This is a genomic window from Streptomyces sp. NBC_01750 (genome assembly GCF_035918095.1).
Lineage (GTDB): Bacteria > Actinomycetota > Actinomycetes > Streptomycetales > Streptomycetaceae > Streptomyces.
On sequence record NZ_CP109137.1, the window covers coordinates 2,667,183 to 2,687,848 of the forward strand.

The 20,666-nt window shown below is 71.4% G+C and carries 19 protein-coding genes; 11 read left to right on the plus strand and 8 right to left on the minus strand.

The genetic code is table 11. The features are described 5' to 3' along the window. Nucleotides 1-120 precede the first annotated feature (120 nt). Both OG966_RS12070 and OG966_RS12075 read left to right on the plus strand, forming a co-directional pair. Nucleotides 121-1,143 (plus strand): ATP-binding cassette domain-containing protein, encoded by a 1,023-nt coding sequence (locus OG966_RS12070; RefSeq protein ID WP_326649562.1) that lies wholly within the window; start codon nucleotides 121-123, stop codon nucleotides 1,141-1,143. Continuing rightward, nucleotides 1,140-1,991: an ABC transporter permease gene (locus OG966_RS12075; protein ID WP_326649563.1), complete on the plus strand. Its 852-nt coding sequence runs from the start codon at nucleotides 1,140-1,142 to the stop codon at nucleotides 1,989-1,991. Before OG966_RS12070 ends, OG966_RS12075 begins: the two co-directional genes overlap by 4 nt. Nucleotides 1,992-2,004: 13 nt before the next feature. Here OG966_RS12075 and OG966_RS12080 read toward each other — a convergent pair whose 3' ends face one another. Beyond that, nucleotides 2,005-5,415: an AfsR/SARP family transcriptional regulator gene (locus OG966_RS12080; RefSeq protein WP_326649564.1), complete on the minus strand. Its 3,411-nt coding sequence runs from the start codon at nucleotides 5,413-5,415 to the stop codon at nucleotides 2,005-2,007. Between the two features lie 127 nt (nucleotides 5,416-5,542). Here OG966_RS12080 and OG966_RS12085 point away from each other — a divergent pair, with 127 nt between their 5' ends. Next, nucleotides 5,543-6,349, plus strand: coding sequence for a site-2 protease family protein (locus OG966_RS12085; RefSeq protein WP_326649565.1), 807 nt, complete (start codon nucleotides 5,543-5,545; stop codon nucleotides 6,347-6,349). Here OG966_RS12085 and OG966_RS12090 read toward each other — a convergent pair. Next, nucleotides 6,339-6,563 carry a hypothetical protein gene (locus OG966_RS12090; protein WP_326649566.1) on the minus strand — a complete coding sequence of 75 codons (225 nt, stop codon included), beginning with the start codon at nucleotides 6,561-6,563 and terminating at the stop codon, nucleotides 6,339-6,341. The two genes, OG966_RS12085 and OG966_RS12090, sit on opposite strands and share 11 nt — an antisense overlap. Nucleotides 6,564-6,635: 72 nt before the next feature. Then, complete coding sequence (npdG, locus tag OG966_RS12095; RefSeq protein WP_326649567.1) at nucleotides 6,636-7,349, minus strand: NADPH-dependent F420 reductase; 714 nt, start codon at nucleotides 7,347-7,349, stop codon at nucleotides 6,636-6,638. A 95-nt stretch (nucleotides 7,350-7,444) separates the two neighbouring features. Here npdG and OG966_RS12100 point away from each other — a divergent pair, with 95 nt between their 5' ends. Then, complete coding sequence (locus tag OG966_RS12100; protein ID WP_326649568.1) at nucleotides 7,445-8,050, plus strand: hypothetical protein; 606 nt, start codon at nucleotides 7,445-7,447, stop codon at nucleotides 8,048-8,050. 267 nt (nucleotides 8,051-8,317) lie between these two features. On the opposite strand, the gene OG966_RS12105 is transcribed toward OG966_RS12100, so the two are convergent. Next, the gene (locus OG966_RS12105; RefSeq protein WP_326649569.1) at nucleotides 8,318-8,551 is read right to left on the minus strand and encodes a hypothetical protein; all 234 of its coding nucleotides are present in this window, start codon (nucleotides 8,549-8,551) and stop codon (nucleotides 8,318-8,320) included. A 58-nt stretch (nucleotides 8,552-8,609) separates the two neighbouring features. On the opposite strand from OG966_RS12105, the gene map reads away from it, so the two are divergent. Further along, nucleotides 8,610-9,467 (plus strand): type I methionyl aminopeptidase, encoded by an 858-nt coding sequence (gene map / locus OG966_RS12110; protein ID WP_326649570.1) that lies wholly within the window; start codon nucleotides 8,610-8,612, stop codon nucleotides 9,465-9,467. 77 nt (nucleotides 9,468-9,544) lie between these two features. Continuing rightward, nucleotides 9,545-10,288 (plus strand): heme oxygenase (biliverdin-producing), encoded by a 744-nt coding sequence (locus OG966_RS12115; RefSeq protein WP_442806686.1) that lies wholly within the window; start codon nucleotides 9,545-9,547, stop codon nucleotides 10,286-10,288. Here OG966_RS12115 and OG966_RS12120 read toward each other — a convergent pair. Beyond that, nucleotides 10,278-10,949 (minus strand): PhzF family phenazine biosynthesis protein, encoded by a 672-nt coding sequence (locus tag OG966_RS12120; protein ID WP_326649572.1) that lies wholly within the window; start codon nucleotides 10,947-10,949, stop codon nucleotides 10,278-10,280. The two genes, OG966_RS12115 and OG966_RS12120, sit on opposite strands and share 11 nt — an antisense overlap. Before the next feature lie 289 nt (nucleotides 10,950-11,238). On the opposite strand from OG966_RS12120, the gene efeO reads away from it, so the two are divergent. Genes efeO through OG966_RS12140 form a run of 4 tightly spaced genes read left to right on the plus strand, consistent with a single transcriptional unit; the run spans nucleotide 11,239 to nucleotide 15,487 of the window. Next, a complete protein-coding gene (efeO, locus tag OG966_RS12125) occupies nucleotides 11,239-12,378 on the plus strand; it encodes an iron uptake system protein EfeO (RefSeq protein ID WP_326649573.1) in 1,140 nt (379 codons plus the stop codon). Nucleotides 12,379-12,393: 15 nt separating this feature from the next. Beyond that, the gene (efeB, locus tag OG966_RS12130) at nucleotides 12,394-13,641 is read left to right on the plus strand and encodes an iron uptake transporter deferrochelatase/peroxidase subunit (RefSeq protein WP_326649574.1); all 1,248 of its coding nucleotides are present in this window, start codon (nucleotides 12,394-12,396) and stop codon (nucleotides 13,639-13,641) included. A 15-nt stretch (nucleotides 13,642-13,656) separates the two neighbouring features. Further along, nucleotides 13,657-14,616, plus strand: a complete 960-nt coding sequence (gene efeU / locus OG966_RS12135) for an iron uptake transporter permease EfeU (RefSeq protein WP_326649575.1) — start codon at nucleotides 13,657-13,659, stop codon at nucleotides 14,614-14,616. Continuing rightward, nucleotides 14,534-15,487 carry a hypothetical protein gene (locus OG966_RS12140; protein WP_326655168.1) on the plus strand — a complete coding sequence of 318 codons (954 nt, stop codon included), beginning with the start codon at nucleotides 14,534-14,536 and terminating at the stop codon, nucleotides 15,485-15,487. Before efeU ends, OG966_RS12140 begins: the two co-directional genes overlap by 83 nt. Nucleotides 15,488-15,670: 183 nt before the next feature. Here OG966_RS12140 and OG966_RS12145 read toward each other — a convergent pair whose 3' ends face one another. Together OG966_RS12145 and OG966_RS12150 are read right to left on the minus strand one after the other, a co-directional pair. Then, nucleotides 15,671-16,423 carry a bifunctional DNA primase/polymerase gene (locus OG966_RS12145; protein ID WP_326649577.1) on the minus strand — a complete coding sequence of 251 codons (753 nt, stop codon included), beginning with the start codon at nucleotides 16,421-16,423 and terminating at the stop codon, nucleotides 15,671-15,673. Nucleotides 16,424-16,721: 298 nt separating this feature from the next. Continuing rightward, on the minus strand, nucleotides 16,722-17,756 hold the full coding sequence (locus tag OG966_RS12150) for a small ribosomal subunit Rsm22 family protein (protein ID WP_326649578.1): 1,035 nt from the start codon (nucleotides 17,754-17,756) through the stop codon (nucleotides 16,722-16,724). Nucleotides 17,757-17,932: 176 nt separating this feature from the next. Between OG966_RS12150 and OG966_RS12155 the strand changes: the two genes are divergently transcribed. Then, the gene (locus tag OG966_RS12155; RefSeq protein WP_326649579.1) at nucleotides 17,933-19,255 is read left to right on the plus strand and encodes a hypothetical protein; all 1,323 of its coding nucleotides are present in this window, start codon (nucleotides 17,933-17,935) and stop codon (nucleotides 19,253-19,255) included. Nucleotides 19,256-19,357: 102 nt separating this feature from the next. On the opposite strand, the gene OG966_RS12160 is transcribed toward OG966_RS12155, so the two are convergent. Further along, a complete protein-coding gene (locus OG966_RS12160; protein WP_326649580.1) occupies nucleotides 19,358-20,665 on the minus strand; it encodes a multidrug effflux MFS transporter in 1,308 nt (435 codons plus the stop codon). Nucleotide 20,666: the final 1 nt, after the last annotated feature.

Genomic DNA, 20,666 nt, shown 5'->3' on the forward strand with positions numbered 1-20,666 from the left:
GTACGGGCTCGCGGCTCCGACCTGCCTCCGCTGAGGCATCGCGGGCTTGTCGACCATGTGTCGGCGGTTCGTCGGCAGCTTGTCGGCGGCCTGTCGGCGAGGCCGGGCACCGTTGACGGCATGACGCGAATCGACAAGAACCCAGACGGCGGCACGGGCAACGCCGTCGAGGTGCGGGGGCTGGTCAAGCACTACGGCGAGACCAAAGCGCTGGACGGCGTGGACCTGGACGTGCGCGAAGGCACCGTGCTCGGTGTCCTCGGCCCCAACGGCGCCGGCAAGACCACTCTCGTACGCTGCCTCTCCACGCTCGTCGCCCCCGACGCCGGCCATGCCACGGTCGCCGGCTTCGACGTGGTGAAGCAGCCGCGGCAGCTGCGCCGCACCATCGGCCTCACCGGCCAGTACGCCTCGGTCGACGAGAAGCTCTCGGGCTGGGAGAACCTCTACATGATCGGGCGGCTGCTCGATCTGTCCCGCAAGGACGCCCGCAGGCGCGCCGACGAGATGCTGGAGCGCTTCTCGCTCACCGAGGCCGCGAAGCGGCCCGCACTGCAGTACTCCGGCGGTATGCGCCGCCGGCTCGACCTGGCCGCCTCGATGATCGGGCAGCCGGCCGTGCTCTATCTGGACGAGCCGACGACGGGCCTCGACCCCCGTACCCGTAACGAGGTCTGGGACGAGGTGCAGCGGATGGTCGCGGAGGGGGCGACCGTGCTGCTCACCACCCAGTACATGGAAGAGGCCGAGCAGCTCGCGAGCGAGCTCACCGTCATCGACCGCGGGCGGGTCATCGCCAACGGCAAGGTGGACGAGCTCAAGGCGAAGGTCGGCGGCCGCACCCTGCAGATCCGGCCGAGCGATCCGGCCCAGCTGCCCGCGATGGCCCGTGCGCTGGGCGAGTCAGGGCTCGACGGGATCGCCGGTGCGACGGTCGTGCCCGACGACGGCCTGCTGTACGTACCGATCCTCAGCGATGAGCAACTGACCGCGGTGGTCGGACTGCTGGGCACGCGCGGCTTCGGTATCGCGCACATCGGCACGCATCTGCCCAGCCTGGACGAAGTGTTCCTGGCCATCACCGGCGAGAAGGCCCCATTGTCAGCGGGCTCCGACACGATTCCCGAGGAGGCCGCCGCATGAGTACGGCGACTGCCACCACCACCGCCCAGTCGCCCGCGCCCGCCCCGGTGAAGAGCGCGCCGGCCGGCGAGGGCAGGATCGGCCTGCGGGCCAATCTCCGGCACATCGGCGCGCTGGTGCGCCGCAACGCCCTGCAGATCAAGCAGGACCCGGAGTCGATGTTCGACGCCGTACTGATGCCGATCGTCTTCACGCTGCTGTTCGTGTACGTCTTCGGCGGCGCGATCTCCGGCAAGGGCAACCAGCAGGAGTACGTCAACTATGTGATCCCGGGTCTGATGGCGATGCAGGGCATGAACATCGCCATGGCCGTAGGCACCGGCGTCAACGACGACTTCAAGAAGGGCGTGATGGACCGTTTCCGGTCCATGCCTATCGCCCGCTCCTCCGTCCTCATCGCGAAGATCGTGGTCGAGGTCGGCCGGATGCTGGTGGCCACGACCATTCTGCTCGGCATGGGCTTCCTGCTCGGCCTGGAGATCCACACCTCGGTCCTCGAACTGTTCGCGGCGGTCGGCCTGTCCATGGTCTTCGGCGCCTCGCTGATGTGGATCTTCATCCTGCTCGGTCTCACCATGAAGACGGCCCAGGCCGTCCAAGGAGTGGCCATGCTCGTACTGATGCCGCTGCAGTTCGGCTCGTCGATCTTCGCACCGCCGACCACGATGCCCGGCTGGCTGCAGAGCTTCACCGACTACAACCCGCTTTCCAACCTCGCCGACGCGGCCCGGAGTCTGATCAACGGCGGTCCGGTCGCCCACGCCGTGTGGATGACGCTCGGCTGGGCGGCGCTGATCACCCTGGTCACGGCGCCGCTCGCGGTCGCCAAATTCCGCAAGAAGACCTGATCCCGCCATGGGGTCACACGAGGGCGGCTGCCTCATCGACGGTGAGGCGGCCGCCTTCGGCATAGGCGGACTCGTACGCCGCGTCCCCGAGGACGGCGCGCACGGCCGCCTCGGCGTCGGCCCGGGTCTCCCGCTCGTGCCGCGGCGCGAAATGGCCGGGCGGCACCAGGGCGTCGGACGCCCCGATGATCCGGGCCGCGTCGCGCGCGCGCTCCGGCCGGCCCAGGGCCAGTGCCTGGGCCACTGTCACCATCTGAATCGAGCGCATCTGCGGAGCGACCATCAGGGTCAGCGGGTCCTGCGCCTTGGCCAGCGCGAAGCGCGCCCTCTCCAGCGCCAGCTCGTACTCGCCGTCGAGCAGGTCCAGCCAGCCGAGGAAACCGGTCACCATACCCTCGAAGATCGCGAGGGTTCTGGAACGGAACTGCACCATCAACAGCTCGATCTCGGCGCGGGCCTCCTGGACGCGACCGTTGCGGCCCAGCCACAGGGCGAGGAACATCCGGGCCACAGCCGACGACTCGTTGTTCGCGGCCCCGTGGTCGGCCAGCACCTCGCGGACGAGCGCCTCGCCCCGCTCGCCCTCCCCCATTTCCATCAGGACGCCGGCGAGGCGGGAGCGGAGCACCGCCGTCTGGGCCTGCGCTCCGATCTGCTCCGCGTACTCGATGGCGGCCGTGAAGTCCTCTGCCGCGAGCGGGTAGGCGCCGATGCGCTCCCGCGCCTCACCACGCGCGGACAGGGCCTCTGCAGCGCCCCAGAGATCGCCGAGCCGGGTGAAGATCTCCAGGGCCTCTTCCGCGTCGCGGGACGCCTCGGCCGCCCAGTCGCTGCGGTTGGCGAGGACATTGGCCCGTGCCTGGAGGGTTGCGGCGAGCTCCCACTCGTATCCGTACCCGCGGCAGGCCTCGATGGTCTCGTCGAGCAGGGCCTTGAGCTGATCCCCGTCCCCGGTCAGCAGAACGGCGAAGAACCAGAGCGAGCCCGGAGGCCGGCAGGTCTGCGGCAGCCCCGGCCGGTAGACCTGGGTGACCGCGCGCAGCCGGTCCAGCTTCTGGGGCGAGGTCCATTCGTCCATGTCGTAGTCCATGAAGATCATCCGGATCATCGCCGCGCCGCGCCGGGCCTCCTGAAGCAGTTCGGGCGACATGGGCGGCGGCGCGTCCGTGAACCGTTCGGTGATCGGCGGGGCGGGCTCGACGGGCTGCTCGAAGGGGTCGGGGCCGAGCTCGCCCGCGGCCGTGGCCCAGTGCCGGCCCTCGGTGCGCAGGTCCCGCATCTGCCAGTACCAGGACAGGCAGAGGGTGAGGCAGAGCGCCTCGTGCTCGTCGCGGGCGGCGACGGCGCGGCGGAGCGCGGAGCGCAGGTTCTCGTACTCGAGCTGGAAGCGGTCGACGGCGGCGCGCTGCCCGTGGCCGCGCAGGAGGGGGTCGGTTCTGCGGGCGAACTCCCGGTAGTGGACGAGGTGTTGCCGCTCGACGGCGGGGCGCTCGCCGGCCTCGTCGAGGCGTTCGGCGGCGTACTCGCCGACGGTCTCCAGAAGCCGGTAGCGCATCTCGCCGTCGGGGGCGGGGGCTGCGACGACGAGGGACTTGTCGATGAGTGAGCCGAGGGCGTCGGCGACGTCGAGCCCGCCCGGGTCCGCGCACACGGCCTCGGCGGCCGGGAGGTCGCTGCCGCCCGCGAAGACCGACAGCCGTCGCAGGACGGCGCGTTCGGGGTCCTCCAGGAGGTCCCAGGACCAGTCGACGACGGCACGGAGTGTCTGCTGACGCGGCAGTACGGTGCGGCTGCCGCTGGTCAGCAGGCGGAAGCGGTCGTCCAGGCGGTCGGCGATCTGGCGCGGGGTGAGCATCCGCAGCCGGGCGGCGGCGAGTTCGATCGCGAGCGGGAGTCCGTCGAGGCGGCGGCAGATCTCGGCGGCCGCGGCGGCGGTGGCCTCGTCGGCGTCGATACGGAAACCGGGCCTGGCGGCCGCGCCCCGCTCGGCAAGCAGCCGCAGCGCCATCGGGTCGGGCAGCGGGTCCACCGGTCGCACCAACTCGCCGGGCACGCCCAGCGGTTCCCGGCTGGTGGCCAGTACGGTGAGGCCGGGGCAGGTCTCCAGCAGCCGCTCGGCCAGGGTGGCGGCGGCTCCGACGACGTGCTCGCAGTTGTCGAGGAGCAGCAGCATGCGCCGGCGTGAGCAGTGCTCTGCCAGCCGTACGAGGGCGTCGTCGGCGTACCTCTCGGCGGCCCGCATCTCCTCCGCGCCGGCGCCACGCAGCACGGTCTCGCGAGCGCCGAGCGCGGTGAGGACGGCCTCGGGGACGTTCTCCGGGTCGTCCACGGGCGCGAGTTCGGCGAGCCAGACCCCGTCCGGCCACGGGCTTTGCGCATCGGCCGCGACCCGTTCGGCGGCCTCCTGCGAGAGCCGGGTCTTCCCGGCACCGCCGGGCCCGAGCAGGGTGACGAGGCGGGCGCGGCCGAGGTCTCCGTGGATGGTGTCGATATCGGCCTCGCGCCCGACGAAGGAGGTGAGCCGGGCACGCAGATTGCCGGGACGGGCCTGCCCCCGCTCGACGGCCGAGGACGCGTCCTCGCGGAGCGGCGGGGTCCCGGGCCGCGTCCGGAGCGGGGCGGTCGCAGCTCCGGTTCCCGGAAGGGGCGGCGCCGGGGAGGGACCGCGCCGCGAGGACGTCCCCGCCGCGGCTACGGAAAGATCCGGTCGCAGCAACTCCGCGTGCAGCGCCCGCAGTTCACTGCCCGGGTCCGCGCCGAGGCTGTCCGCGAGATCCGCGCGCACCCCCTCGTACGCCGCGAGCGCCTCGGCGGCGCGGCCGGCGTCCCGCAGTGCCCGGATCCGCAGCGCCTGCAGCGGCTCGTCCATCGGATGGGCCTCGCACAGCGCGACCAGCTCGGGCAGCGCCTCCTCCGCCCGGCCCAGTGCGAGCGCGGCCGCCAGACGCGAGCGGCGGGCGTCCAGCCGGCGGGCCTCCCAACGCGCCGCCTGCGCCGAGCGGTCCGGCAGGTCGGCGAGCACCGGCCCCTGCCAGAGAGCGAGCGCGTCGTCGAGGAGCGTCGCCGCCTTCACCGCGTCGCCCTCCTCCAGCGCCCGCGCCCCCTCCCCCGCGAGCCGGTCGAAACGGTGCAGGTCCACATCCTCGCCGTGCGCGCACAGCCGGTAGCCGCCGCCCTCCGCCGAGGCCACCGCCGCGTGCCCCAGCGCCCGCCGCAGCCGCCCGACGAGCGCCTGCACCGCGCCCACCGCGTCGGCCGGCGGGTCGCCGTCCCACACCTCGTCGACCAGGAGGCCGACCGGGACCGTACGCCCGGGCCGCAACGCCAGCACGGCCAGCAGCGCACGCAGCCGCGCGCCACCGAGCGCGACGGGCGTGCCGTCGTCGTGAAGTGCCTGAGTGGTACCGAGAACCCGATAATGCACCCGCCCATTGTCACCGCTGCGCGGCAATGTCCGCGCAGCAGGAACCCGGATGCATGCGCGGGTCGTTCTCCCCAGGCCACCGGTACGGTCGGTCCGCATGCCCGCCACATCCCCAGGAGCCGCGCCCATGACCACCGCCACCTCCCGCCACAGCGACCGGCGGATCAGTCCCGTCTTCCTCGGGATCGTCGCCGTGATGGCGGTGACGGGCTGGGCGGTGTGGACGGACTTCGCGTCGAGCCCCGGTCTGGCCGTCTTCCTCTTCGTCACCTCGGCGTGGGTCGTCTCGCTCTGTCTGCACGAGTACGCGCACGCCCGCACCGCGCTGCACGGCGGTGACATCACCATCGGCACGAAGGGCTACCTGACCCTCAACCCGCTCAAGTACACGCATGCGTTGCTGAGCATCGTGCTGCCCGTACTGTTCGTGATCATGGGCGGTATCGGCCTCCCGGGCGGCGCGGTCTTCATCGAGCGCGGCAGGATCAAGGGGCGTTGGAAGCACAGTGTGATCTCGGCGGCTGGCCCCCTGACGAACGCGCTGTTCGCGGTCGTCTGCACCGCGCCGTTCTGGCTGGGCGCACTGGACGGGGTGCCGCTGGTCTTCCGCTTCGCGCTCGCGTTCCTCGCGCTGCTGCAGCTCACCGCCGCGATCCTGAACTTCCTGCCGGTGCCGGGCCTCGACGGCTACGGCGTGATCGAGCCGTGGCTCTCGTACAAGATCCGTCGCCAGGTCGAGCCGTACGCGCCCTTCGGGCTGCTCGCCGTCTTCGGCGTCCTGTTCATCCCCGAGGTGAATCACGCGTTCTTCGACGCGATCGACGCGATCCTGCGGGGGCTGGGGGTCGGCCAGGCGGAGACGTACTGCGGTCAGGACTTCTACCGCTTCTGGAGCGAGCGGAACCCGGTCTGCGCCTCGATCGTCAGCCAGTAGGCCCGTCGGCCCTGCGGCCCGGTCCGCCGGAGCTCCGGTCGGTGGCCGCGCGCCCGGCCCTCGCCCGGCGCAGGTAGTACCAGGCCATGTTCGAGGCGAGCCCGGCGACGAGCACCCACACGATCCCGAGCCGGCTGCCCTGCACGAAGGACACCACGGCCGCGACCACGGCGAGGGTGCAGACGATGAGGGAGTACAGAGCGAGGCGGGGCATGGGGTACGGCTCCTGTCGGGATGCTGTGCGTCCCGACCAGTGTCCCCCATGCCCCGCCGTGCCCGGCGACGCCTACACGTCGGTGACGCGCAGACCCGCGTGTGCCCTGTAGCGGCGGTTCACCGAGATCAGATTGGCGACCAGCGACTCCACCTGGTGGGCGCCGCGCAGCCGGCCCGCGAAGACTCCGCGCATGCCCGGGATACGGCCCGCCAGCGCCTGCACGATGTCGGTGTCGGCGCGCGTCTCGCCCAGCACCATCACATCGGTGTCGATCTCCTCGATCGACGCGTCCTGGAGCAGTACGGCGGACAGATGGTGGAAGGCCGCGGTGACCCGCGAGTCCGGCAGCAGGGCGGCGGCCTGCTCGGCGGCGCTGCCCTCCTCCGGCTTCAGCGCGTATGCGCCCTTCTTGTCGAAGCCGAGCGGGTTGACACAGTCGACGACGAGCTTGCCGGCGAGCTCCTTCTGCAGCGCCTCAAGAGTCTTGGCGTGCCCGTCCCACGGCACCGCCACGATCACGACATCGCTGCGCCGCGCGCACTCGGCGTTGTCGGCGCCCTCGATGCCGAGTCCGAGCTCCGTGGCCGCCGTCTCGGCGCGCTCCACGACCCGGGACCCGATGATCACCTTCTGCCCGGCCCTGGCCAGCCGGTACGCGAGCCCGCGCCCCTGGTCACCGGTGCCGCCGAGGACGCCGACGACCAGGCCGGACACGTCGGGAAGGTCCCAGGGGTCCTTGGCCGGGGCCTTCGGCGCGGTGCCTGCACTGTCAGTAGAAGTCATGGGCCCGACTTTACTTGCCGGTATCGGCTCCCGATCGGGTGAGGCATTGCCAAACGGGGCCCGCCGGGTGGGGCCGTGGGGCAGGATGCCGGGGCATGGATGCCGTACGCGTCGCGCTGCTGCGCGAAGTCCTGGCAGGTACGCACTGGCCGGCGGCGACCCGGAGGTTCGCGGGAGTGCTGCGGTCCTCCGTGGTGCCGCAGGGCGGCGGGCTGCTGCTGGTGGGGACCGAGGAGTACGAGCCGTGGCATCTGTCCGCCCATCTGGTGGACGAGGCGGCGTGGTCCGGGCAGCCGGAGCTGGCGCCGACGCTCGTACGGCACCGGGTGCGGCCCGGGGACCCGGCGCAGCTGGCCGTCGGGCTCGGCAGGCTGGAGGCGGCGCGACGGGGCGAGACCCTGCTGGTGGTGGCGCCCGCACGGCCGGACGCCGGGCTGCTCGAGCGGGTGCACGACGCACGGCGGGCCGGGGCGACGGTGCTGGCGCTGGACGGCGGGGACCCGGAGGTGCACGGTCTGGCGCACGAGGTGCTGACGGTGACCGCCCAGGCCGACGAGGTCGACATCGACACCGTGCAGCACCTGGTCAGCGCGGCGACCGGGGAGAACAGCCTGCCCGCGCCGCGTGGCCGGCGCAGGTTCCGTGACCGGCTCTCGCGCCTCGCCGACCAGCTGACCGCGCCGCCGCCGGCCCGCTGGTAGAGCCGGTACGCCGGAGCCGGTCACGGCCGGCCCGCGCCGCGGACACTGCCGGTCCTCGGACACCACCGCTCCTCGGACACCGGAGGACTGACGTCATGGCCGTCCGGCGCCCGGGGCCTCGTCCGGACGGCGTCCGTGGACGCGGGGGCCCGCCCCCGGTTCAGGGACGGGGCGGGCGGGCGGGCGGGGGAAGCATCGCGGGCGGCCCGCGCCCCAGGACCGGGGCCCTGGGCCGGGTCGTCGCCGCACCGGACGGCCGGTCGCCCCCTACGCGGGGTCGTCGCCGGACGTCGCGGACTTGTCATGCCACCTCGGGTCGTTCTCCCACTCGAGATTGCGCTCACGCGCACTCTCCATCGCGTGCTCCGCCTCCTCGCGGGAGGCGTACGGCCCGAAGCGGTCCTTCGCCGGGCACTCCGGGCCCTCTTCGACCTTCTTGTGCTCCAGGCAGTAGTACCACTCGCCCGGCTTTCCGACCGTGCGCTTCTTGAACAGGGCCATTGTCGGCTCCTTCCTCTGGGGCCATGCTGCCCCATCACCCCTGGTTAGACTCGCTGGCATGTCTGGCCAGTCGCTGCTCGTACCAGGGGAGCTCTCTCCCACCCGCTCCGTCCCCGGAAACATCCGGCGCCCCGAGTACGTCGGAAAGCCCTCGCCGACGCCGTACGCCGGGCCGGAGGTCCAGGACCCCGACACCGTCGAGCGGATGCGCATCGCGGGTCGCATCGCCGCGCAGGCGATGGAGGAGGCCGCCAAGCACATCTCGCCCGGCGTGACCACGGACGAACTGGACCGGGTCGCGCACGAGTTCATGTGCGACCACGGCGCCTACCCGTCCACGCTCGGCTACCGCGGCTTCCCCAAGTCGCTCTGCTCCTCGGTCAACGAGGTGATCTGTCACGGCATCCCGGACTCCACCGTGCTGCGCGACGGTGACATCGTGAACCTCGACGTCACCGCGTACATCAACGGCGTGCACGGCGACAACAACGCCACCTACCTCTGTGGCGACGTGGACGAGGAGTCACGCCTGCTGGTGGAGCGGACCCGGGAGTCCCTCAACCGCGCCATCAAGGCGGTCAAGCCGGGGCGCCAGGTCAATGTCATCGGCAGGGTCATCGAGTCGTACGCCAAGCGCTTCGGCTACGGCGTCGTCCGTGACTTCACCGGGCACGGGATCAACTCGTCCTTCCACTCCGGGCTGATCATCCCGCACTACGACGCCGCGCACGCGACGACCGTCATCCAGCCCGGGATGACCTTCACGATCGAGCCGATGCTCACGCTCGGCACGCACGAGTACGACATGTGGGACGACGGCTGGACCGTGGTGACGAAGGACCGCAAGCGCACGGCGCAGTTCGAGCACACGCTGGTGGTGACGGAGACCGGGGCGGAAATTCTCACCTTGCCGTGATCGTCACAAGGCGTAGGGTTTTTACCGACAGGACGTCGGGAACACATTGGCTCAGGCAAGCCTGAGCAGGAAGACCGATGCCGGCAACCGTCTCCGCCGTCATCGCCTCCTTTCCCGTCCCCACCGGTCCCTGGAGGCCCGCCTTGGACGCCACCGCCGCCGGCACCGCCAATGGAACGCCCTTCTCGACGCTCATCCGTGTCGCCTCGCACGAGCGGCACACCGAGGCGGAGACCTCGGCCTTCATGAGCGATCTGCTCGGCGGCCGGCTGGGCGTGGCCGCGTTCGCGCGCTACACCGAGCAGCTGTGGTTCGTGTACCGGGCGCTGGAGGAGGCGGCGGGGACACTGAAGGGCGACCCGGTCGCCGGGCCGTTCATCCGGCCGGAGCTGATGCGCACCGCGGAGCTGGAGCGCGATCTGGCGCATCTGCGGGGGACCGACTGGCGCGCCGGGCTCACCCCGCTGCCCGCCACCGCCGCGTATGCCGAGCGGATCGCGGAATGCGCGCGGAGCTGGCCCCCCGGATACGTCGCGCATCACTACACCCGCTACCTCGGGGACCTCTCCGGCGGCCAGGTCATCCGCGACACGGCGGAGAAGACGTGGGGTTTCGCGCGCAGAGGCGACGGGGTGCGGTTCTACGTCTTCGAGGAGATCACCAACCCGGCGGCGTTCAAGCGGCGTTACCGCGCGCTGCTGGACGCGGTGGACGCGGACGATCTGGAGAAGCAGCGGATCATCGACGAGTGCAAGCGGGCGTTCGACTTCAACGGGGCGGTGTTCCGGGAGCTGGGAGCGGAGTTCCCGCTCAGCGCATAGCAGGAACGGGAATGGCGAGGCGTACGCGGCCGCCGATCTCGATCGTGCCGTCGGGGCCCGGGGCGGTCAGGATCTGCGACCCCCGGCCCTGCGTGATGTTCAGTGCACGGCCGAGCCGGTCGGTGAGCAGCAGGGCCGCGGCCCCGGTCGCCTCGTCCTCGTCGATGCCGTCGTCACGTCCGGGGAACGCCCGCGCCCGTACCCGGCCCGCGGCCTCGTCCTGCCACCCCCAGGCGTAGATCCACTCCCCGGGCGGCGGCACCTCCAGCGCGTCGACCTCGGCAGCCGATCCGTACTGCCGCAGCGTGCGCGGCGGCGCCCACTCGGCGCGCGCGGTGATCCAGGTGAACTCCCCGTCCTGGCGGACCCACACCTCACCGGCGGGCGGATTCACGGCCTCGAGGTCCAGCAGCCAGGCGGCACCGACGAGGGGATGCCCGGCGAAGGGCAGCCGGAGGCCCGGGGTGTAGATGTCGACCACACCGCGCTCCGGGTCGTCGACGAAGACGGTCTCGCTGAAGCCGAGTTCGGCGGCGAATGCCTGCCGGGACGCCTGGTCGGGGTAGCGGCGGGGGTCGCGTACGACACCCAGCGCGTTGCCGTGGCGGCCGTCGGCGCCGCAGAAGACGTGGAGTACGTCGAGCACGTCGAGTTCGTTCACTCCGGCATTCAAGCATCAGAGCCCCCGAGAGTGCCCGTACCGTCGCCGAGCCCGCCGAGCTCCTCTTCGGCGACTCCACCGATCAAAACAGGCCACTTGACCATTACTTGACCCCCCCGTGCCAGTGCCGTGAGCACCCCGTGATCTCGCCGTGTTTCTCCGCGCGGGTGAGAGCTGAATCACTGGACAGGTGGGTATCGGTCAGGTAAGCCTCGGTTAAGTTAGGTCTGCCTCACCGGCCCCCGGGCCGGCTGTCCGTCACCCGTAACTCTTCCATCGTGGAGTCCGTATGCGACCCGTCCGTCTCTCCGTCGTCACCGCCGCCGCGACCGTGGCAGCCCTGACCGCCGTCACGGGCTGCGCCGAGAAGAGCGATGCCAAGGGTGGCGACGGCGCCGTCCGGGTCACCGCGAAGGATGACTCCTGCGAGGTGTCGAAGAAGGAGTTCCCGGCCGGGCATGTCCAGCTCGACATCGAGAACAAGGGCTCCAAGGTCACCGAGGTCTACCTCCTCTTCCCGGACGACCGCATCGTGTCCGAGCTCGAGAACATCGGCCCCGGCCTGAAGCGCAAACTCACCGCCGAGGTGAAGGCCGGTACGTACGAGATCGCCTGCAAGCCCGGCATGAAGGGCGAGGGCATCCGTCAGACGGTCACCGTCACCGGCGGCAAGGCCGTCAAGCGCAGCCCCGCGATGGACAAGGCCGTCGCCGAGTACCGCACATACGTGCAGGCGCAGGCCGACGAGACCATGCCCAAGGTCAAGGCCTTCACGGACGCCGTGCAGGCGGGCGACATCGAGGCCGCGAAGAAGGCGTACGCCGACTCCCGTATCGGCTGGGAGCGCACCGAGCCGGTCGCCGAGTCCTTCGGGGACATCGACCCGAAGGTCGACCTCCGCGAGGACGGCGTGGAGAAGGGCCAGAAGTGGACCGGCTGGCACACGCTCGAGAAGGCGCTGTGGCAGGACAAGAAGATCGGCGCCGAGGAGAAGACCCTCGCCACCACCCTCATCACCGACCTGACCGCCTGGCAGAAGAAGGTCGGCAAGGCGGACATCACCCCGACCTCCATGGCCAACGGCGCCAAGGAGCTGCTCGACGAGGTCGCCACCGGCAAGGTCACCGGTGAGGAGGAGCGCTACAGCCACACCGACCTGGTGGACTTCAAGGCGAACGTCGAGGGTGCGCAGAAGTCGTATGAGCTGCTCAAGCCGGTCGCCTCGAAGAACGACCCGAAGCTCGTCGCCGAGCTGGACAAGCAGTTCGCGGCGCTGAACAAGCTGCTCGACAAGTACCGCAAGAGCCCGGCCTCCTACGAGTTCACCTCGTACGACAAGGTTGGCAAGGCGGAGCGCAAGGAGCTCTCCGACGCGGTCAACGCGCTCGCCGAGCCCCTCTCCAAGCTCGCGGCCGCGGTCGTCAAGTAACAGGGGGATCGATACATGTCCGAGGAAACTGACGCCCAGGCTCCGTCCCGTCGTTCACTGCTCGGCTGGGGCGGTGCGGGCCTCGCGCTCGGCGCCGCCGCGGCCGGCGGCGCGGCTGTCGCCCTGACCGGCGGGGACACCGCCGTGCCCGCCGCCGCGAGCGGCGCGGCCGTGCCGTTCCACGGCGCGCACCAGGCCGGCATAGCCAGCGCCGTGCAGGACCGGCTGCACTTCGCGACCTTCGACGTGAAGACGAAGGACCGCGCCGAGCTGGTCCAGCTGCTCAAGGACTGGACGCGGGCCGCGGAGCGGATGACGGCCGGGCAGGCAGTCGGCGAAGGCGCGTTCGGCGGTCTCGCCGAGTCGCCGCCGGACGACACCGGCGAGGCGCTCGGCCTCAAGCCGTCCCGGCTCACACTCACCATCGGCTTCGGCCCCTCCCTGTTCGCCAAGGGCCGCTTCGGACTTGAGGGCAAGCGCCCGGCGGCCCTGGTGGAGCTGCCGGCGTTCCCCGGCGACAACCTCGACCCGGCGCGCAGCGACGGCGATCTGTGTGTGCAGGCATGCGCGGACGACCCGCAGGTCGCGGTGCACGCGATCCGCAATCTCGCCCGCATCGGCTTCGGCAAGGTCGCGGTCCGCTGGTCGCAGCTCGGCTTCGGAAAGACCTCGTCGACAACGCCGGACGCCCAGACCCCGCGCAACATGATGGGCTTCAAGGACGGCACCCGGAACGTTGCCGGGACGGACTCGGCCGCACTCGACAAGCACGTCTGGGTGTCCGAGAAGGACGGCTCGGGCTGGCTGGCCGGCGGCTCGTATCTGGTCGCGCGCCGGATCCGGATGAACATCGAGACCTGGGACCGCACTCCGCTCAGCGAGCAGGAGGACATCTTCGGCCGCGACAAGGGCGAGGGCGCGCCGGTCGGCAAGGCCAAGGAGCGTGACGAGCCGTTCCTCAAGGCGATGCTGCCGACCGCGCATGTGCGGCTCGCGCACCCGGACACCAACGGCGGCGCGAAGATCCTTCGCCGCGGCTACTCCTTCACGGACGGCACGGACGGCCTGGGCCGCCTGGACGCGGGCCTGTTCTTCCTCGCGTACCAGCGGGACATCCACAAGGGCTTCATCCCCGTGCAGCGCTCGCTGGCGGCGAACGACGCCCTCAACGAGTACATCCAGCACGTGGGTTCGGCGCTGTTCGCCGTCCCGCCGGGCGTCCGGGACAAGGACGACTGGTGGGGCCGGGCGCTGTTCTCCTGACCTGAAGGGACCGACGTGTTCGGCAACTACCTGATCGGCCTGCGCGAAGGCCTCGAGGCCAGCCTGGTCGTCTGCATCCTGATCGCGTATCTGGTCAAGACGGAGCGGCGCGATGCGCTGCGTCCGATCTGGACCGGCATCGGGGTCGCGGTCGCCATCTCGCTGGGCTTCGGCTTCGCGCTCGAATTCGGCTCGCAGGAGCTGACGTTCGAGGCGAAGGAGATGCTCGGCGGCTCGCTGTCGATCGTTGCCGTGGGCCTGGTGACCTGGATGGTCTTCTGGATGCGGCGCACCGCGCGGCATCTGAAGTCCGACCTGCACGGCAAGCTGGACGCCGCGCTGCAGATGGGCACGGCCGCGCTCGTCGCGACCGCCTTCCTGGCGGTGGGCCGCGAGGGACTTGAGACGGCGCTGTTCGTCTGGGCGTCGGTTCGGGCCAGCAGCGACGGTTCGTCCGGGCCGCTGACCGGTGTGCTGCTCGGTATCGCCACCGCGATGGTGCTGGGCTGGCTGTTCTACCGGGGCGCGCTGCGGATCAACCTGGCGAAGTTCTTCACCTGGACCGGCGGCATGCTGGTGATCGTGGCGGCAGGCGTCCTGGCGTACGGCGTCCATGACCTCCAGGAGGCGCGCTTCCTCGGCGGTCTGGCGGACAAGGCCTTCGACATCAGCGCGACGATCCCGCCGGACAGCTGGTACGGCACGCTGCTGAAGGGTGTCTTCAACTTCCAGCCCGACCCCACCGTCATCCAGGTCACGGTGTGGGCGCTGTATCTGATCCCGACGCTCGGGCTGTTCCTGGCCCCGGTAGGGTTCGGACGGTCAGTGGGGGTCGAGGAGCAGAAGGCAACCGATGAGAAGGCTGGGTCGGGCGACGGCGGGGCTCGCGGCGATGACGGTGCTGTCGCTGACGGCGAGCGGGTGCGTGACGGTGCACGGGGAACGGGAAGTCGTTCCGTCGGCGACAAAAGCTGAGGCCGCACAGGCGCTCAAGGAATTCGCCGAGGCGTACAACGCGGCCGACAAGGCCTATGACCCGGCCCTCGACGCGGGCCGGGTCACCGGTGCCCTCGGTGCCATCAACCAGGTCGGGCTGAAGGCGCGCAGCGTCAACTACCCGGACGGCAATCCGCAGCATGTGCCGCTGGAGCTGACGGACGCGAAGTACACCATCCCGAAGAAGGCCGGCTGGCCGCGCTGGTTCGTCGCCGATGTCGACTCCAACCGCGACCGGGACAACGGCAATCTGGACAACCGCTGGGTGCTGGTCTTCGTACGCAACGGCGTGGACCAGGTGTGGGAGGCGGCATATCTGACGATCCTCTCCCCCAGCAGGATTCCGGCGTTCAAGACCGACAAGGACGGCTGGGCCGAGCCCGTCGCCCCGGACAGCGCGGCGCTGGCCGTCGCTCCCCGCAATCTGAGCGAGGAGTACGCCTCGTACATGCAGAACGGGAAGCCGGAGCACTTCAAGGACGGGCCGCACACCTCGGGCTGGCGCGATTCCCGCAAGAAGGACGCGAATCTGCCGGGGATGTCGACGCAGTACATCGACCAGCCGCTGGACAGCGACGACTTCGCGCCGCTCGGGCTGACCACCGAGGACGGCGGCGCGCTGGTCTTCTTCGCCGTGCGCAACTACGAGCGGCAGACGGCCGCCAAGGGGCTGCGGCTGAAGGTCCACCCTGATGTCAAGGCGCTGCTGACGGGGGATGTGAAGTCCACGGTCACCAAGGAGCGGGTCTCCAGCCAGGCGGTCGTGGTGCCGCCGGGCGGCGGCGCGGACGCCGGGAAGGTCGATGTGCTGGGCCGGTTGACGGGTCTGACGGCGGCCAAGGGCTCGTAGCGGCACGGGTACAGGAGTCCCGTAGCGGTACGGGAGCGCAGCCGTACGGGAGTCCCGTGGCCCTGTCGAGTCCCGTAGTGGCGCTACGAGCGAATCGGCGGTGCCCGTACGGGAATTGGCGCATCCCGCAGGACGGCCGGGTCGGCGGGCCCAGGGGTCCGTCGGCCGGCCCGGGCCGCCCGGTCAGCGGCCGAGCGGCCAGGCCACCTCGTGCTGGTCCAGTTGTTCGTTCTCGCCCGCGTACCGCGCACACGCGTCGGTCAGCGTCTCCAGCAGCGTCAGCGGATCGGGCAGCGGATGCTCCGGCCCACGCAGCCAGGTCACCTCAAGATCGCCCGGGAGCCGCGCCGGCGGTACGAGGACGTAGCTGCCGCGGCAGTGCCAGCGCAGCCCGGGATGCTCGTCCATCGTCTCGGGATGGCAGTCCAGCTCGCAGGGCCACCACTCGTCCTCGTCCTCGGGGGTGCCGCGGGTGGCGGTGAAGAACAGCATCCGGTCCTCGCCGGACTCGGCCACCGGGCCGACGTCGATGTTCAGCTCGAGCAGCCGCGCAAGAGCGCTGCGGCCGGCTTCCATCGGAACGTCGAGCACGTCGTGGACCATGCCGGTCGCGGTGATGAAGTTGGCCTCCGGCTGGCCCAGGGCCCAGCGCCCGATCTGGCCGGGGTCGGTCGTGGACTGTGTCTGCCAGGCGAAGGAGACCGGGTGCCTGCCCGGGGTGGGACAGCCGATGCGCTCACAGGAACACCGGTAGGCGACGGGGTACGCGGCGGGTGCCAGCGGCAGTCCCGCGGCAGCGGCGGCCAGCAGCAGGGTCTCGCGGCGGGAGTCCTCGGCGTCGGTGTTCTTCGGGCGCCGGCGCAGCCACTGGGGCAGCCTGCTCTCCCGGGGGAGCCTGTTCTCCGTGCCGCGGTAGCGGCCGATACCGTCGCCCATCTATCTCCTCACACCTCACGCTCGCCACCGGCGGACTCTGCCATCGTCCCACCATCCTGCTCCCCGGGTGGACACAGTTCCCAACCGGGGTAACGGTCGGTACCTTCCCGTGTCCGCCGCGGGCGGAATGGCGCAGGGGAGGACGGCGGTGCCGGAGGTCACCGGCGGTGAATCGTCTGCTTGGAGGATGAACCACCCGATCGGTTCACAGCGCGCGGGCTCCGCGGGTCGCACGGGCCCACGCAGACCGCGTGCCTCTTGCCGTCGGCGACCGGCCGGCATGTGCTGTCCCCAGGCGCTACGCGTCTGACGCGCCGTGGGTGCTGTGGGGCGGCGGCCATTCGTCGCCCCATGCCACATCGCGCGCCGCGCGGTACAGCGTTCCCTGGCGCTTGGTGACCGTCTCACGGCGCAGCTCCTCCTCCTCGGTGCACAGGTCCAGCAGGACCAGGCCCTTGCGGATCTGGGGCTTGCGGGTGACGCGTGCGGCCACCGGTGCGGCCGGGAAGCGCACCGCCGCGACATAGCTGAACTTCTCGTCCTCGTACGGCAGTGAGCCGCCCTTCACCTGGCGGTGCAGCGAGGAGCGGCTGACCCGCGCGGCGAAATGGCACCAGTCCGAGCCGCCCGCTTCATTGAGCGCGGTGATCGGGCAGGCGGCACTGTGCGGGCAGGGCGCGGCGATCTCAAGGCCGGCCTCGATCAGCCGGTCGCGGGCCTCGATGATCCGGGCGTAGCCGTCCGGGGTACCCGGCTCGACGATCACGACTGCCTGGGCCGCGCGGGCGGCCTCGGTCACGACGGCGGCCCGGTCCTCGGCGGTGAGCTCCTTGAGCACGTACGAGACCGTGACGAGATCAGTGCTCTCGATACGCAGCGCCGCGCTGATCCGCGAGCGCCGCCACTCGGCGGCGCGCAGCGCGGGCACTTTGGACGCGACGGCCAGCTCGCGGCCCAGCTCGAGGGCGGGCTCGGCCCAGTCGAGGACGGTGGTGCGCGGACCGTCCTCCTCCCAGGCCTCGGCGACGGCCCAGCTCGCCGCTCCCGTCCCACCGCCGATGTCGGTGTGCGTGGCCGGTGACCAGTCGGGTGCCGCGGCGCGGAGAGCGGCGAGCGCGGAGCGTACGGCCTCGAAGGTCGCGGGCATCCGGTACGCGGCGTACGCGGCGACATCGGAACGGTCGCGGAGCACAGGAGCGTCGGTCGGGGTGGTCCCCCGGTAGTTGACGATCAGCCGCTCGACGGCCTGCGCCGCCTGCGTGGGCGGCAGCCCGTCCAGTAGCCCGGCGAGGGCGCTGCGCAGGGCTTCCGCGGTGGGGAGGGTGTCGTTCACCGAGAGATTCTAGGCATGCCGGCCGTGCCGGTGCCCTTCCCGCCGTCGTCCCCGGCGGCGGGAAGGGCACCGGCACGGAACAGCGACGAAATCGAACTGCTGGGGGCACAAAGGCAGTTGCTACCCTGACGACCGTCGCCGCACACGCTACGTGCCGCACCGCTCACGGGGGGACCATGAGACAGAGGGTCGTTCGCGTGACCCTGGTGGCCGGGCTGATCGTCCTGACGCTGCTGATCCTGCTGAGCATGTGCGGCGGAGGTGAGGGCTCGGGCAAGGCCGCCGGCGACCAGCCCGGCAAGCCCGTGCGGCACAGCGCCGGCCCGCTGACCCGGCTCACCGTCCCCTCCGCGTACGACACCGGGCAGGGCTGGGAGATCTCCAACGTCTCGCCCGAGTACGCCATCGCGCAGGACAGCGGCCGTATCGCCTATCTGGAGCGGGTCGAGAAGTCCCGGTTCCGGCTGCGCACTCTCGACGCCGCGACCGGCAGGCCGGGGTGGACCGGGCCTCCCTGGCATCCGCCGGCCTCCGCGGACCAGTTCCCCCGGCTGCTCTCCGTCGCCAAGGACGGCCGGGAGTACTTCGTGACCTGGTCCTTCGGTGCGGCGGGCGAGGACGCGCTGAACACGGCCGGCACCTTTGTCGCGCTCGATCTGTACGACGTGGCGGACGGCGCCCGGCAGCGGGTCGAGATCCCGTGGCCCACCGCGCCGACCGTCTCCGGCACCGGCCCCGGGATCCTCATCTCCGACGGAGGCACAGCCAGCGCGGTCGTCGACCCGGTCTCCGGCGAGGTGACCCGGGTCCCGCGGAACACGCTCGGCTACCCCAAGGGCTGTACGGGCTGCCGCCGGCTGACCGAGGTGCGCGGAGTGACCCCGAAGGGGCTGCTGCTGAGCGGGGACCCCGGTTTCTGGGTCCGCGGCGGCTGGTCCAGCCGGAACGTGGCCCCGGCCCGCACCGATCCCGCCTCCGGAGTGCCGACCTCGGTGGCCCCCGGGTATGTACTGGCCAAGTGGCAGCCGGCGAAGGGCAGCAAGGACGCGGGCACGTACGACATCTGGGCGGTGCATGAGGTGACGGCAGGGAAACCGCTGGTCCAGGTGCGGTGCCACAAGCCGGCGATCGAGCCGGGCGAGTATCCGCGGGCGATGCTCTCGCCGGACGGCGGCTATCTCGTCGCCGGGAATCTCGCGTTCGGCCTGGAGCGGCGCAAGGCGTACTGCTTCGAGGAGTCGGACGGCTCCAAGCCGCTGACGCTGACCACCGTGACCGATTCGGGCACGGCGTACGGCGCGACGAGCGCCCGCAGCCCGGCGGACGCGCTGGCCGGCGGCGGCGCGCCGATCGAGCTGGACCTGGCCACCGCGGTGCCCAGGGCGCTCTCGCCCAATGTCCGGCTGCCGGGTGCGGAGACCGCGGGCGTCGGCGTCTTCAGCTGGACGGACACGAAGGACCGGCTGCATCTGATCGGGTACCCGCGCCGCGAGGGCTGACCCCGGACCCCGGGCGGCGAGCGGTGACACCGGGCTTCAAGGGCCGACCCCCGGGCTGCGCCGGACGGCCCAGCCCGGACGCCCCCGCTCGGACGGCCCCGGTCAGACGGCCTCGGCGCGCCGCTGCCACGGCCGGCACAGGACCAGGAAGCAGCCCAGCGCGGCCAGCGCGGAAGCCAGTTGGACCACGGCCATCGGCACCGCCGTCGCCTCGCCCGCGATCCCGACGAGCGGGGACGCGACGGCGCCGATCAGGAAGGCCGCCGTGCCGATCAGCGCGGACGCGGAGCCCGCGGCGTGCGGGGTACGCATCAGGGCCAGGGCGTTGGTGTTGGGCATCGCCAGACCCATCGCCGACATCAGTACGAAGAGTCCGGCCGCGACCGGGAGCAGGCCCACCTTTCCGAAGACTCCCGAGGTCATCAGCAGCAGCGCGGTGGCGGCCAGTGTGATCACGGCCAGGCCGAAGCCGAGCGCCTTGTCCAGGCTGACCCGGCCCACCAGCACCTTGCCGTTGATCTGGCCGACGGCGATCAGACCTACGGAGTTGACGCCGAAGAGCAGGCTGAAGGTCTGCGGGGACGCGCCGTAGATCTCCTGCACCACGAACGGCGAGGCGGAGATGTACGCGAAGAGCGCGGCGAAGGCGAGGCCGCCGGTGAGCATGTAGCCGGTGAAGACCCGGTCGGCGAGCAGTCCGCGCATGGTGCGCAGGGCCTGGCCGACGCCGCCGCTGTGCCGCTTCTCCCGCGGCAGGGTCTCGTGCAGCCACTTCAGCACGACGAGGGTGAGCAGAATGCCGATGGCGGTGAGGACGACGAAGATGCCGCGCCAGTCGGTGATCCGCAGCACCTGGCCGCCGATCAGCGGCGCGATGATCGGCGCGACACCGGAGATCAGCATCAGGGTGGAGAAGAACCGGGCCATCTCCACGCCGTCGTAGAGATCGCGCACCACGGCCCGCGCGATGACGATGCCGGCCGCGCCCGCCAGTCCCTGCAGCAGCCGGAAGCCGGTCAGCAGCTCGGCGGTCGGCGCCAGTGCGCAGATCGCGGTGGCGACGACGTACACGACCATGCCGATGAGCAGCGGGCGGCGGCGCCCCCACCTGTCGCTCATCGGGCCGACGACGAGCTGGCCGAACGCCATGCCCGCGAGGCAGGCGGTGAGCGTGAGCTGGATTGTCGCGGCGGGGGCGCGCAGCGAATCGGTGACGGCGGGCAGCGCCGGAAGGTACATGTCCATGGAGAGCGGCGGCAGCGCGGTGAGACCGCCGAGGACGAGGGTGACCAGGAGGCCGGCGCGGCGGGCCGCGGCGACGGGGGCAGCCGCGGGTACGGGTGCTGTCGGTGCGGGCGCCGGGTCGGCGGAGGGTATGTGTCCTTGTGTGCTCTGGCCGCTCTCCGCCATC